We start from the raw sequence: 13312 nt of genomic DNA, 5'->3' as shown, positions 1-13312 counted from the left end.
CAACTCGGCGGGAAGTCGACGAGGGCGAGGTTTGGAGCGGTATGCAGTGGAAGAAGGTCGTCGCGGCTCTGGGTGCGTCCGCGACCGTGATGTCCGGATTGGTTCTCGGTAGCGGTTCGGTGAACGCCGCCCCCGGCTGCCCGAGCCTGTACGTGGTGGCGATCCCGGGTACCTGGGAGACCGGGCACGAAAAGAACCCGCAGCCGGGCATGCTGTCCGGCGTCACCCGTGGCCTGCCGTCCTCCGCGGAGGTCGATTACGTGACCTACGCCGCGACCGCCTTCCCCTGGGAGGGCGAGGTTTACGGCAACTCCAAGAAAGAAGCGGTCGACAACGCGCGTGGCCTGATCGCGAACATGGCGCAGCAGTGCGGTGCGACCAAGATCGCGCTGGTCGGCTACAGCCAGGGCGCGGACGCCGCCGGTGACCTCGCCGCCGAGATCGGCACCGGCCTCGGTGTCGTGCCGCCCGACCGCATCGCCGGCGTGGGCCTGATCTCCGATCCGCGTCGTTCGCCCACCGACATCCAGGTCGGCCCGGTCGCGCCGGGAGCGGGCGCCGGTGGTCCCCGTGTCGGCGGCTTCGGCTGGATCAGTGACCGCACCCGCACCATCTGCGCGCTCGACGACCTCTACTGCGCCACCGCGACCGAGGACTTCGTCACACGGTTCGCCGGTTTCCTCGCCCAGGCGTCGGACGCCAATCCGGCCAACATGTGGCGCTACCAGATCGAGGCGGGCAACATCTTCGGCGATCTGATGAGTTCGGGCGGTGTCCCGGTCCTGCAGGCGCAGCTGACCGACTCGGCCAACGAGCAGCGAGTCAAGGACCTGGAGCGTTTCTACAAGTCGCAGGCGCACACCCTGTACGGCAGCTACCCGGTGGGTGGCGGCCAGACGGCCATCTCCTGGATGCACAACTGGATCGCGGGCATGGCCTGACCTGGCACCGAAACCACAGGGCCCACCTCCGAACTCGGAAGTGGGCCCTTTTCGATGCGGCCGGAGGGTCTAGCTGGACCCGGTGGGCGGAAGCACATGGAAGAAGTGCTTCTGCCGCGGGCCATCCCGCCACGGGCCGTTGTCCGGCCCACAGTCCGGGCCGTCGTGCCGTTCGAAATGTTCGAAAAGACGAGGCCCGTTGTCCGGCCCGTCGTGCCGTTCGAAACGTTCGAAATGACGAGGGCCGCCGTCGATGTCGGTGCCCTGCTGCGGCGCGTCCACTAGCTGGATCTGCGCCTGGTCGGCGGTGGTTTCGGCGGACGCGGTCGCCGCGAGGGCCGCGAGGGGGACGGTGATCAGCGCACCGGCCGCGGCGACCCCGGCCAGACGCCGCAGCGGCGTAGCGGTTTTGGAGAGCGACACGGAATTCCTTTCTCTCGAACCGTGAGTCGCCGTTCGGCAGCGGCTCACCGGTCCTATCGAAGGTTCGGTCACTGGGACATCGGTGCGACGGGCCTGGCAATCGGCTGTGAATAACTCAGGGCGTGGCGATCAGCGGATCGCCGGCATGGTCTGAGCAGGCACCGAAAACGTAGGGCCCTCCCGTGACTGGGACACCGGTGCGGTCGGCCTGGCAATCCTCGTGAGTGCTCAGCTCGAGGCGATATTGCGGGGCAACAGGTCCCAGACGTGCCCGTTCTCGTTGACGGTGGCGGCCGTGCGGCGCCCCGTGCGGGAGAACAGGATGCGGGTGATCGAGCAGTAGTCGATGGGGAAGGTCAGCGGCCTCTCCAGCTCGAGGACCTCTTGCAGCAGCACGTTGATCACACCGCCGTGCGCGAACGCGACGACAGTGTCGGCCGGATCGGTGGCCGCGACGATATCGGCGACCGCGGCGTACACCCTGGCCTTGAATGCCGCACCGTCCACCTGCACCGGAAGATGCCCGGCCTTGATCCGGTCATAGGCGTCGCGGAATTCGACCTTCGCGTCCTCGATGGGAATGTAGGCCGGTAGATCGCGATCGTATTCGGCGAGGTCGTCGACGACATCGACACCGAGCCCCAGTTTCGTGGCGGTCGGCGCCGCCGTCTCCCGAGCCCGGCGCTGCGGGCTGCTCACCACCCGGGAGATCCGGTGATGGCCGAGAGCCGCGGGCACCCGCTCGGCCTGCTCCAGCCCTACCGGGGCCAACTCCGGATCGGCGGGCCCACCCGAAGTCAGCATCCGGACCGGCTGGGCATGGCGAACGAGAATCAACTGCACCCACCCCACTCTGCCGCATACCCTTGGCCCACTCCATCCGGCCCCATCGACCCTTCGTCCGGCCCACCAGGGGTGACATACTCGAACCATGACCGTCGAGCCGTTTCCGCAGTGGCTGCGCCCGCCGCCGGGCGGGTTCGTCGCCGAGGATCTCGATCGCCTGCCAGACCTTCCCCCGCACACCGAGCTGATCGACGGGAGTCTCGTCTTCGTAAGTCCGCAGGCGAAGTTCCATATGTTGGTGATCACGCTGCTCGACTCCGTGCTCCGCCATTTCGCCCCGGCGCACCTTCGGGTGCGGCGGGAAATGACAGTGACGCTCGGGCGGGACCAACGTCCGGAACCCGACCTGGTCGTCATCCACGCCGACCGTGACGGCGGTCCCGAACTCACCTCCTATCTCGCCGATGACGTCGTCTTGGCAGTCGAGGTGGTGTCGGCGGAATCCCGCACCCGGGATCGCGAGCGGAAGCCGCAACTCTATGCCCGCGCGGGCATCGCTCACTTCTGGCGAGTGGAGAACGTGGATGGCCGCCCCGTCGTCTACGTGTACGAACTGGATCCGGCCACGAAGACGTACGCGCTTACCGGAATTCACCACGATCGCCTGAAGCTGACCGTGCCGTTCGATCTGGATATCGATCTCACCGAGATCGATCGGTTGTAGAAAGGTCGGTTCGGCTCGGTTGGCCGACCACGGCCAAGAGCCGCCAGTGGCGACGGAATCGGCATCCGACCGCGCCTGAGACCACAGCGACGACGGCCCGGTTCGTATCGAGAAGCCGGGCCGTCGGTGTCTGCCGTTAGTTGTTCTTCCTGCGCTTGGTCAGCAGGTAGATGCCGCCGATGATCAGGGCGACCACCAGCAGGCAGCAGAGTGCGCCGATGATCAGCCCGCCGCCGCCCCTGCTCTTCTTCTTTTTGGCGGCCAACTCGAGCGCGGAGTTCCAGGTGTCGGGGCTGGCCCATACGGTGTGGTCCAGCAGACTCGCGTTCGTCAGCAGATCAAGGTACATATCCGAACCCCTTCGGTGTCGCGGCCTCCTCCCGGGGCCGAATCTCCAAGGGTAGCGGTCCGATTCGTTCGATGAGGATCCTTCCAGGACGAAGGCTCGGTCAGCGTGGTTTCACCAAGGGGAACGGCAGTGTCTCGCGGATGCTGCGTCCGGTGATCAGCATGACGATCCGGTCCACGCCCATGCCGAGCCCGCCGGTCGGCGGCATGGCGTGCTCGAGCGCCTGTAAGAAGTCCTCGTCGAGCTCCATCGCCTCGGGGTCACCGTTGGCCGCGAGCAGTGACTGCTCGGTGAGCCTGCGGCGCTGCTCCACGGGATCGGTGAGTTCGCTATAGGCGGTGCCGAGTTCGACACCCCAGGCGACCAGGTCCCAGCGCTCGGTCACGCCCGGGATGCTGCGGTGCTGTCTGGTCAACGGGGACACCGAAGTCGGGAAGTTTATGTAGAAAGTCGGCTCCTGGGTGTGGGATTCGACCAAGTGCTCGTACATCTCCAGCACCACCTGTCCGGCGTCCCAGCCGTGCTGACAGGGCACCTCGGCCTTTTCGCACAGTTGGCGCAACTCCTCGACCTGGGTCTCGGGTGTGATCTCCGTACCGATCGCCTCCGACACCGCGCCGTGCACCGTCCGCACCCGCCACTCGCCGGAGATGTCCACCTCCTCGAAGGTCCCGTCGCCACGGGGCCGCAGGGCCACCATGGCGCCGTTGGCCGCGATCGCGGCGTTCTGGATCAGCCGTCGGCAGGTGTGCATCATGCGCTCGTAGTCGCTGTGCGCCTCATAGGCCTCGAGAATGGTGAACTCGGGATTGTGGCTGAAGTCGACGCCCTCGTTGCGGAAGGTGCGCCCGATCTCGAACACCTTCTCCATTCCGCCGACGCACAGCCGCTTCAGATACAGCTCGGGGGCGATGCGCAGGTACAGGTCGAGGTCGTAGGCGTTGATGTGGGTGAGGAACGGCGTGGCGTTGGCGCCGCCGTGCACCTGTTGCAGGATCGGCGTCTCCACTTCCAGGTAACCCAGGGAGTTCAGCGAGTCCCGCAGCGAGCGCATCACCGCGCTCCGTTTGGCCAGCACCTCGCGGATCTCGGTGTTGATCGCCATGTCGACGTAGCGCTGCCGCACCCTGGCCTCGGGATCGGCCAGTCCCTTCCACTTGTCCGGTAGCGGGTGCAGGCATTTGCCCAGCATCCGCCAGTCCGCCGCGAGCAGCGACAGCTCACCGCGCCTGCTGGCCCCGATCTGACCGCTCACCTCGATCAGGTCGCCCAGATCGAAGAACTCGCCGAACTCGGCGCTTCGGGCGGCGCCGACCCGGTCGCGATCGATGACGAGTTGGATGTCGTCGGTCCAGTCGCGGACCACCGCGAAGATCACGCCGCCGTAGTCGCGGATGCGCAGCAACCTGCCGCAGACCCGGACCGTGGTGCCGCGCGGGGAACGCCGCGCATCGGCGACGGTGTGCGTCGGCGGGTAGGCGACGGGATAGGGATCTATGCCGGAATCCGTCAGCCGCGCCAGTTTGTCCATGCGCACGCGAACCTGTTCAGGTCTGCGTGGCAACTGCTCCGCACTCTCGTGCTCGGGGATATCCGGCGCGCTGCCGTCGGTGTGCAGGCCCGTCACGGTGGCGGGCACCGCGACATGTTCGCCGGTGTGGATCGCGGTGTCCGGCTCCTTGCCGAACCGGGGCAGGAAGCCCTCCGCCAGCGCGCTGGCCATCGCGACGCGGGGGAGGTGCCTGCGATCTTCGAACAGGAAGAACCGGGGCACCCAGTGCGGCTGATACTTCACATTCGAGCGATACAGCGCCTCCAACTGCCACCAGCGGGAGAAGAACAGCAGCACGCCGCGCCACAAGCGCAGCACGGGACCGGCTCCGATCCGGCCGCCCTCCTCGAACACCGAGCGGAACACCGCGAAGTTCAGCGATACCTTGGTGATGCCGTACAGCTCGGAATGCAGCGCGAGCTGCGAGATCATCAGCTCCATCACGCCGTTGGGACCCCCGGGGTCGCGGCGCATCAGCTCCAGCGAGACGCCGGTGCGGCCCCACGGCACCAGCGACAGCATGCCGAGCACCCGGTCCTGCGGATTGACGGCCTCGACCAGCAAGCAGTCGCCGTCCAGCGCATCGCCCAGCCTGCCCAGCGCCATGGAGAACCCACGCTCGGTCTCGGTGTCGCGCCAGGCATCGGCGCGGGCGATGATCCTGCGGAACTCTTCGGCGGGGATATCGCGATGCCTGCGGATGCGGACCACGACACCGTGCTTGCGCAGCCGGTTGGCGGCCTGACGCACCGGCTTCATCTCGGGTCCGGCCAGCGAGAAGTTCCTGGTATCCAGAATGGCTTCGTCACCGAGGCGCAGCGCGGAAAGACCCGCCCGCCGGTACGCCGTCGCCCCGACCTCGCTCGCGCCCATCACCGCGGGCGCCCAACCGAACTGATCGGCCTCCCGCAGCCAGGCATCGATGGCCTGCGGCCATGCCTCGCGGATGCCGATCGGGTCACCACTGGCCAGAGAGACGCCCAGTTCCACCCGATAGGTCACCGCCGCCTTGCCGCTCGGCGCGAACACCACCCCCTTGTCCCGGCGGGTGGCGAAGTAGCCGAGCGAATCCTCCACGTCCGAGCGCTCCAGCAGTCCGCGCAGCGCCGACTCGTCGGTGCCGGTCATCGCGTTCGCCGCCCGCTGCGAGCGCAGCAGGATGACCACCGCGGCCAGCAGCGCGACAGCGCCGAACAGGCCGAGCAGGAAGTTGACGAACGGTCGTGGATGTCCGTCGAAATGCTCGTTGTCCGCCAGCACCGCCGCGGTCACCCGGTAGATCGCCCACCCAGGCCGCTGCAGGCCCGGCGGAAGACTGCCGGGGAACATTTCCACGAGTCCCCACCCCAGCAGCGCGCCGATCGCCAGTCCACCGACCAGCACGCCGAGCGCTTTCCACCCGGCGCCGCGGCGCACCTTGGTGTAGAACTCCGGCCATGCCGCGATGAGCACGCCGATCACGGCTAGGTGCACCACCATCGCCACCAGCGCGTGAATACTGCCGCGCTCGGCGAAGGCCATGGCGTTGACCACCGTGTAGATCGCGAGATAGCCGATCAGCAACCACCAGGCGATCCGTTTGCGGCTGGTGATCGCGCCGGCCGTCAGCCCGACCACCAGCGCCCACATCAGGTTCGTGTCCGGCGCGTCGAAGTAATAGGTATCGATATAGCGGCGCGGCACCTGGGTCAGGAAACGCAGCGCGGGCGAGAGGCTCCACAGGAAGCACAGCACCGCGAATACACCGAGCGTCAAACCCGCGATATGCGGCACTTCCGAAAGTCGGCCATGACCACGGTGTGGAACCGGCGGAGTCGGTTTATCCGCCGGTGGTGCGGTGTCGAGGTGTTGCTGGGCTTGCGTGGAGGTCACGGAACCAGTGTGTACGTGAGTGTGTCGGATTTGCCAAGCCTGCGGCGCGCGTGTTTGTGCGGTGTTTGTACGGTCCGGACTCGAGCGCGGCGTGTTCGCCGCCGAGAAGGCTCGACGACGAACTTTTGTGATTCCGCGCTGACCTGGGCGGAGCGGCCGACCAAATCGGTGTGAATTCGTTGCATACGGTCGAGACGTTCCGATTTCTGCGCGGAGCGGGAGTGCGGCATAGTTGCCCGGAGATCGCTGGGGACCTGGGGCGGTGTTCGGCGAGTTCGGATGGGGTAGTAAGTATTTACCCCATGTCGGAACCAGTCGAAGTACCGATCGATGACGACGTTATTCGGCTCGGCCAGTTTCTGAAGCTGGCCAACCTGATCGATTCGGGTTCGGAGGCGAAGACGGTGATCGCCGCCGGATTGGTGCGGGTGAACGACGAGGTGGAACTGCGGCGCGGGCGGCAACTGCACATCGGTGATGTGGTCGCGCTCGCCGGTCACAAGGCGATCGTGTCCGCCTGATCGCCGCCGGGTCGCGGCGAACGGGCGGATTCGGGCGCGCCGCCGCACCGGCTCAATCCTCGGCGCGTACCACGATGCCGTCGTGGTCGCTGTAGAGCATGTCGCCGGGGACGAAGGTGACCCCGCCGAACTCGACCGGTACATCGCGGTCGCCGCTGCCGGTCTGGGTGCTCTTGCGTGGGTTGGTGCCCAGCGCCTTGATGCCGATGTTCAGGGTGCGCAGGATGGCGGAGTCGCGAACGGCGCCGTTGACGATGACGCCCGCCCAGCCGTTCTCCACGCCGCGCCCGGCGATGATGTCGCCGACCAGCGCCGTGTGCACGCTCGCACCGCCGTCCACCACCAGTACCTTGCCGTCGCCCGGCTCGCCGAGCGTCTGCTTGACCAGCAGATTGTCCTGGAAGCAACGGATCGTGGTGATGCGTCCGGAGAATGCCGCCCGCCCGCCGAACTGGATGAACTGCGTGTCGCAGCTGCGGATCTCCGGGCCGATCTCGTCGGCCAGATCTGCGGTGGCGATTACATTCTGCGATTCCGTCATGGCGTTCATTTTCCAGCGCCTGCGGCGCTGGGTGTTTGCGGCCCCCCTATGGCTCGCGTCCGAGCGTCAGGCTTCGGTCGATGGGCGTCGGCTGCCCTCGCGCGTGGTCGATCGGCGCGTTACTTCTGGGGGCGGCGGCGTTATCTGTGGCCGTAGCGCAGTTCGTACAGGTCGCGGTCGTGTTCGGTGCACTTTCCGTGGTCGACCAGGTCGGGGTTCAGGCCGTGCTGGACCAAGCGGAAGCGGCGCCAGACGTAACTCAGCGCGACCGTGAAGACGATCAGCGGAACGATCATCATCACGATCAAGCCGATCTTCAGCGGCATCGGCCCGGGGAACAGCAGTACCAGGGCGAAGAACGGGATGATCGGCCCGATGAAGCGGACGAGATAGCGTTCCATGGCCCCGTGTCCGACGAGGTCGTGGGTAACCCACTCGTGCAGCTCCTCGGGGAGCTCGCGGCCGAGATCGTAGGCGATCCGCTGCGTCAACGTGGGGGTCTTCATTCCTCCAGGCTATGCCTGTGGTATAAGGCACCGCCAGGTCTCGATGCGGGTCATCCACGTCCGTGTCGGCGCTCGTACTCCAGCCGCTCATGCTCGCCCCGACGGCGGGCGTCGGCATCCGCGAGCGCGGGGTCGAGACCGTGCTTGATCAGCCGATGGCGCCGGTAGACGTACAGCAGCGCCACGGTGAAGTAGATCAGCGGGATGTACAACAGCGCCATCATCGCCAGACCCATCCACAGGGGGCCGGGCAGCAACAGGAACAGCATGAGCACCGGAAGCACCGGCACCAGAAACCGCAGCAGGTAACGCCGCGTAGCGCCCGGCCCGACCAGATCCTCCCGCACCCAATCGGACATCGATTCCGGCAGGGTCCTGCCGAAGATATAACCGATCCGCTGTCCGACCGAGGGTGTAGCACTCACCCCTCCAGCATGACAGCCCGAGCCTCACCTACGGTCTGACGGCCGGTGGCAGCCCGAGCCGCACCCCGAACGCACGTGGTGCAGTTACCGCCTCCCGCGCTCAGCGCACCGCAACCTCCGGTTTCGAGCGAAGCGAGACCGAGCATGCGCCGTGGGGGGGCCCGGGGGGGGGGGGGGGGGGGGGCGCCCGGGGGGCCCCCGGGCCCCCCCCGGGGGGGGGGGGGCGCGGGCCCCCCGGGGTGCCGGCCCGGGCCGGGGGCGTGGGGGCCCCCGGGTTCGCGCCGCTGGCCCCCGGGGGGGCCCCCCCCCCCCCCGCCACAAGGGGGCCGCGAACACGCCGCGACGAAGTCGCGGCAAATCAAACAGAGCGCGCGTGGAACGCCGCTATCTGGGTGACGAGGTTGTGGGTGGTGTGCTGCACGGCGATCTTGACGAACGGCTCGATGGTCTTGCCGAGGGCCCGTCCCGCCAAGCCGCCTGGCACCCGGAAGTCCACGATCGCGTCGACCGTGCACAACCTGTCGCCCTTGGCGTGGAACAAGAAGGTGGATTCGACGTCGAAACCCTTGATGGACTCGACGCCGATGGCGAAGTCCCTCTCCCAGCGGATCACTCGGATCCGCGACTTCAGCGAGGCGGGCCCCAGTTTCATGTGCCCGTCGAAGGTGGCGCCGACGCCTTCGGTCTGCTCCCCGACCGGGGTGAAGGACTGGATACCGTGCAGGAACCGCGACAGGTTCCGGTAGTCGTTCACGTAGGCGAACGCGGACTCCGCCGAGGCCACGCAATCCTCGACGATCTTCACTTCGGTCATGCGCAGACCTTAACGGGTGCGGTCGGACGCAGTCCGTCCTCGGCCCGCGCAGGGCCGGAGCGACGGCGGAGGTACGCGTAACCGGGACGCGGAGCCGCGGCTCAGGCCGTTACCGCGAGAGTCGCGGCGAGGCCGAAGGCGAGCGCCATCACGACCACCTCGGCTACCGCGCGGCGCAGCGAGTCCTTCGCGTCCATCCGGTGGTCGGCCGCCTTCGGCACCCAACTGCGCCGCCACCACCAGCCGAGCGCCAGCAAGCCGAGCAGCACCACGGTCTTGGCGAGCAGAATCCGGCCGTAACCGGTGCTGACGAACGGAGCCACCCCACCGACCCGGATCAGCCCGTTGAGCAGCCCCGTCACCGCCACGACCGCCACCAGGGGCAGCGCCACCGCCGAATACCTGGGCAGCACGGCCGCCCACTCGCCGCGGGTCCGCACGACCAGCGCCAGCGCGACCAGCAACCCGAACCAGGCGCCCGCCGCCAACGCGTGCACCGCGGCGAGAACCGACCCGAACGCCTGTTGCGACATGTGCCCGGTGATCGGCCGCAACGCCAGCGCGACCGCCGCGAACACCAGCACCAGATCGGCGGAGGCGGACTCGGGCCGCCGGAAGGCCAGCGCCGATCCACCGGCCACCGTCGCGACGCCGACCAGGATCGCGATCCCGACCTGCCCGCCGCTGACGTCGACCAGATAGGTGCCGAACTCTCCGGCGCCGAGTCGGCTCACCGGAACGCCGACCACCTCCGCGGCCTCGAAGACCAGCACGGCGAATTCGGCCACCGCCCAAACCCCGGCGAGTACCGCGAGCAACCGCCATGGTGTCCGCGAGCGCGGCGCCACTCTGGGCAGCGCGGCCAACCCGAGCGCGGTGGCCCCGATGCCGTCGGCGACCACCCGGACCACGGCCTCCCCCGGCAGCGGTCCAGGAAGGATCAGGACCCAGGCGAGTACGACGCCAAGCAGCCCGGCCGGGAAGGTCAGCAACACCGCGGGCCATGGCATCCGGCCGGGGGCGCGCCGAGCGCCGTCCCGGCCGCCGGTCTTCACGTCGCTCACCGCTTCTGGTCGCGGCTCCTGCCGCCGAACAAGGCGAACGCGAGCCCGCCGCCGAACAACACGACCGCGCCGACGACGAACACCCACAGCGGGATCCCGTCCGAGCCGTCCGAGCTGTCGTTCGCCTTCGCGTTCGGCTTCGGCCCCGGCGTGCCGTTGCCCGGCTTGCCCAGCGTGAAGTGCCGTTTGCCGCTGACCGGGTGGCCGTCGGCCGAGGTCACCCGATAGGCGATGGTGTATTCGCCGACCGGGCCCAGCTCGCCTACGGCGACGCTTACCGTCTTGCCCTCGACCACCGGATCGCCCTTGGACCACAGATTGCCGTCCGGTCCGACGACGGTGAGCGACGGGAAGCTGGGCTGGAGTTCCTCGTTGAACGTGACGCTGGCGCGGTCCGGGCCCGCGTCTACGGTCGCGTTGTCCTCCGGGACGCTGCCGGTCGCGGCGGAGTGCGCGGCGGCGACTCCCGTTGCGGCGATGCCGAACCCGAGCAGAAACAGTCCCGCCACGAGGGCGGCGAGGAGGCGGCGGCTCATGCGCGCCGCCCGCGGATCACGTTGCCGACGCCGAGCGCGACACCGAGCAAGCCGAGGGCCAGACCGATCCCGCCGAGCCAGCGGGCCGTCTGGTCCTCGTGGTCGGCGTCTTCGTCTTCGGCTTCGCTGCTCACCGCGTGCCCGTCCGCGTGGTCTTTCGCGGCGGCCAGGGTGATCGACGGGGCCGGATGTTCCGGTTCGTCGCCGTTCTGCTGGACCGGTTGATCCCAGTTGACCACCTTGCCGTCGGAATAGGTCTGCTTGGCGGGGAAGCTCACCGAGTCCAGGGCGGGCAGTGGGCCGACGGACAGCGCGAAACGCTGGAACTGTCCGGGCGGAATGCCCGGTGCGCCGGGATCGGCGGTCCAGGTGATCGCGGTGATCTCCTTCTTGTCGTTGCGTTCGACCTTGGCCGACCATCCCGGAATCGGTTCGTTCCGAGCGGATTTCAGGTTGGGCAGGGTGACGGTGAGCGCGGTGGTGCTGGCGGTGTCCGATTCGGTGGGCACCCGGAAGGTGGCGACGGCGTATCCGCCTTGCGCCGCGCCGGGCGCGTCCACCGTGACGTGTGCCGCGGCGGCGCCGCCCGCGAGCAGAACGAGTGCCGTTGTGGCGACCGTCGTCGTGACGGCGCGCGAAATCGAGCTGGGCATGCTGAGGTCTCCTGTGCGAGAGGAATGGGTGTCGGAGGATCAGACCGACACCGGCGGCGCGCGAGGACCGAGCGCACCCAGCGGAGCACAGCGATAGGGCGGTAGGCCGGGATCAGCCCAGAGCGGCGCGCCGGCGATTCGCATCCGCCGCGGCGGAGCGAGAATCACGCGCAGTGCACCGGAGGCGGCGGCGGAAAGCCGCTCGGCGAGGACGATCAGTGCCGCGCAAGCGACCGTCGCGACGGTGTGCGCGAGCAGCATCCATCCGGTCGGCAGCGGGGAAATCGTTGTGGCGTCCGTGGTTCCGGAATGGTCGTGGTCGACCAGCACCGACAGCGCGGCGTGGCTCAGCAGCTGGCCCGCGCCGAGCAGCCCGACCACGACGGACGGGCGCGGGCACGCTCGCGCGGTTCCCGCGGCCGAGCCGACTCCGGCGGCGATCAGCAACAGCAGCGTCAGCTCGGTGGAGCCCGGCGCACCGCCACCCGCCGCACCGTGTGCGGCGACGGCGAGCACGCCGACCAGCACGCCGACCAGGCCGCCACGCAGGTGACCGGTGATCGGGTGCGGAGACATCGGGACGAGGAAACTCAGCGCACGCCGAGCCGGGCCAGAATGTCCGACTCGATCCCGGACAGCTCGTGGGAGATCGACGCGTGCACGGAACGGCGGCGATTGGCGGGCATCTGGTCGGAGGTGTGCACGGCGGCCGTCAGGCTGCCGAGGCGGTCCTTGGTGGCGGCGACGAACTTCTGCGCCTCGCCCTTGTCCTTGCCGTCCTGCGAGCCGATCTTCGTCAGCGCCGCTTCGGCATTCGTGATCCGCGCCTGCAGCTTCGCGCCGTGTCCGGTGAAGTCGCCGAGCTGGTCGATGCCGACGCCGAGCTGTTGGGCGCGGCGGGTGTCGAGCTGTCCGCGCAGGAAGGTCGCGCCGCGGTAGGCGAGCGGAGCGAGTACCGGGATGAGCACACGGGCCACCCCGAGGTATTTCTTCACCTGACCGGCGCTGAACGGATCGCGTTCGGCCTTGGCCGCCACCTTGAGCGCGGCCTTCTCCTCCGCCTGGAACGTCGCGATCTGCGCCTTGGCGACCTTGCGCTGGGTGCGGGCCTCGGCCCGGCGCGCTTTGCGGTCGTTCTTCGCGACGAGCTTGGCCTCCATCACGGCCTTGTGCTTGAGGGCTTTCGCCTCGGCCCTGCGGCTCGGCCGCCGCTTGCGCTTCGTGAACAACCCCATCGAAGGCCCTCCGTCATGCTGGTTCGCCATGGCAGTACGACGCCGGGGAAGCCCGTCCGCCCATGTCACACGCTTTGCCGTTACCCTATCGGGTCCACGCCGTCAGCTGCGAGAGTAGTGCGGCCCGCGCGCACGGCGCCCGGCAATTCCCATCCCAGCCGAGCGACTCGGCAGTGGGGTCGACGCGATCGCCAATGTGAGTACCGCGTATGTGCGGGTCACCGCCCTACGCGCCCAGCGCACCGTACCCCCGGTTTCGAGCGAAGCGAGACCGAGCATGCGCCGTTCGCGGCCCGGCTCACGTCCGAGTGGCCGCCGCGTTCGCGACGCAGTCGCCAGCGGCGGTCGCTCGGACGTGAGCCACAAGGGG

At 68.5% G+C, this 13312-nt stretch carries 16 protein-coding genes; 3 read left to right on the top strand and 13 right to left on the bottom strand.

What is annotated here, in order from left to right; all coding sequences use genetic code 11:
* The first annotated feature begins 41 nt into the window (after window positions 1–41).
* On the top strand, window positions 42–941 hold the full coding sequence (locus tag ACIHAX_RS19160) for a cutinase family protein (protein WP_356963272.1): 900 nt from the start codon (window positions 42–44) through the stop codon (window positions 939–941).
* Between the two features lie 69 nt (window positions 942–1010).
* Here ACIHAX_RS19160 and ACIHAX_RS19155 read toward each other — a convergent pair whose 3' ends face one another.
* Together ACIHAX_RS19155 and ACIHAX_RS19150 are read right to left on the bottom strand one after the other, a co-directional pair.
* Window positions 1011–1364, bottom strand: coding sequence for a hypothetical protein (locus tag ACIHAX_RS19155; RefSeq protein ID WP_397278780.1), 354 nt, complete (start codon window positions 1362–1364; stop codon window positions 1011–1013).
* Window positions 1365–1592: 228 nt separating this feature from the next.
* A complete protein-coding gene (locus ACIHAX_RS19150) occupies window positions 1593–2207 on the bottom strand; it encodes a histidine phosphatase family protein (protein ID WP_364434063.1) in 615 nt (204 codons plus the stop codon).
* Window positions 2208–2295: 88 nt separating this feature from the next.
* On the opposite strand from ACIHAX_RS19150, the gene ACIHAX_RS19145 reads away from it, so the two are divergent.
* Window positions 2296–2874: a Uma2 family endonuclease gene (locus tag ACIHAX_RS19145; RefSeq protein ID WP_356963275.1), complete on the top strand. Its 579-nt coding sequence runs from the start codon at window positions 2296–2298 to the stop codon at window positions 2872–2874.
* A 136-nt stretch (window positions 2875–3010) separates the two neighbouring features.
* On the opposite strand, the gene ACIHAX_RS19140 is transcribed toward ACIHAX_RS19145, so the two are convergent.
* Both ACIHAX_RS19140 and lysX read right to left on the bottom strand, forming a co-directional pair.
* A complete protein-coding gene (locus ACIHAX_RS19140; protein ID WP_355073325.1) occupies window positions 3011–3223 on the bottom strand; it encodes a hypothetical protein in 213 nt (70 codons plus the stop codon).
* A gap of 100 nt (window positions 3224–3323) precedes the next feature.
* A complete protein-coding gene (gene lysX / locus ACIHAX_RS19135) occupies window positions 3324–6647 on the bottom strand; it encodes a bifunctional lysylphosphatidylglycerol synthetase/lysine--tRNA ligase LysX (RefSeq protein WP_364434058.1) in 3324 nt (1107 codons plus the stop codon).
* A 302-nt stretch (window positions 6648–6949) separates the two neighbouring features.
* On the opposite strand from lysX, the gene ACIHAX_RS19130 reads away from it, so the two are divergent.
* Window positions 6950–7168 (top strand): RNA-binding S4 domain-containing protein, encoded by a 219-nt coding sequence (locus ACIHAX_RS19130; protein ID WP_039794186.1) that lies wholly within the window; start codon window positions 6950–6952, stop codon window positions 7166–7168.
* Between the two features lie 52 nt (window positions 7169–7220).
* On the opposite strand, the gene rraA is transcribed toward ACIHAX_RS19130, so the two are convergent.
* The 9 genes from rraA to ACIHAX_RS19085 form a co-directional block, all read right to left on the bottom strand.
* Window positions 7221–7709 (bottom strand): ribonuclease E activity regulator RraA, encoded by a 489-nt coding sequence (rraA, locus tag ACIHAX_RS19125; protein ID WP_364434054.1) that lies wholly within the window; start codon window positions 7707–7709, stop codon window positions 7221–7223.
* A gap of 140 nt (window positions 7710–7849) precedes the next feature.
* Window positions 7850–8215, bottom strand: a complete 366-nt coding sequence (locus tag ACIHAX_RS19120; protein ID WP_355073320.1) for a DUF5313 family protein — start codon at window positions 8213–8215, stop codon at window positions 7850–7852.
* A gap of 50 nt (window positions 8216–8265) precedes the next feature.
* The gene (locus tag ACIHAX_RS19115) at window positions 8266–8640 is read right to left on the bottom strand and encodes a DUF5313 family protein (protein ID WP_397278776.1); all 375 of its coding nucleotides are present in this window, start codon (window positions 8638–8640) and stop codon (window positions 8266–8268) included.
* Window positions 8641–8998: 358 nt separating this feature from the next.
* Window positions 8999–9454, bottom strand: coding sequence for an SRPBCC family protein (locus ACIHAX_RS19110; RefSeq protein WP_355073317.1), 456 nt, complete (start codon window positions 9452–9454; stop codon window positions 8999–9001).
* A 101-nt stretch (window positions 9455–9555) separates the two neighbouring features.
* A complete protein-coding gene (locus tag ACIHAX_RS19105) occupies window positions 9556–10464 on the bottom strand; it encodes a CopD family protein (protein ID WP_397278865.1) in 909 nt (302 codons plus the stop codon).
* Between the two features lie 50 nt (window positions 10465–10514).
* On the bottom strand, window positions 10515–11054 hold the full coding sequence (locus ACIHAX_RS19100; protein WP_364434043.1) for a copper resistance CopC family protein: 540 nt from the start codon (window positions 11052–11054) through the stop codon (window positions 10515–10517).
* Window positions 11051–11707: a YcnI family protein gene (locus tag ACIHAX_RS19095; protein WP_364434040.1), complete on the bottom strand. Its 657-nt coding sequence runs from the start codon at window positions 11705–11707 to the stop codon at window positions 11051–11053. The genes ACIHAX_RS19100 and ACIHAX_RS19095 overlap by 4 nt, the downstream gene beginning before the upstream one ends.
* Before the next feature lie 39 nt (window positions 11708–11746).
* Window positions 11747–12283 carry a hypothetical protein gene (locus ACIHAX_RS19090; protein WP_397278774.1) on the bottom strand — a complete coding sequence of 179 codons (537 nt, stop codon included), beginning with the start codon at window positions 12281–12283 and terminating at the stop codon, window positions 11747–11749.
* Between the two features lie 14 nt (window positions 12284–12297).
* Window positions 12298–12942 (bottom strand): DUF6474 family protein, encoded by a 645-nt coding sequence (locus ACIHAX_RS19085; protein ID WP_355073309.1) that lies wholly within the window; start codon window positions 12940–12942, stop codon window positions 12298–12300.
* Between the last annotated feature and the right edge of the window lie 370 nt (window positions 12943–13312).

Source organism: Nocardia sp. NPDC051929, from assembly GCF_044548645.1.
GTDB classification, from domain to species: domain Bacteria; phylum Actinomycetota; class Actinomycetes; order Mycobacteriales; family Mycobacteriaceae; genus Nocardia; species Nocardia sichangensis.
The sequence above is the reverse complement of the archived record's forward strand: the minus strand, read 5'-3'. Positions and strand labels throughout refer to the sequence as shown.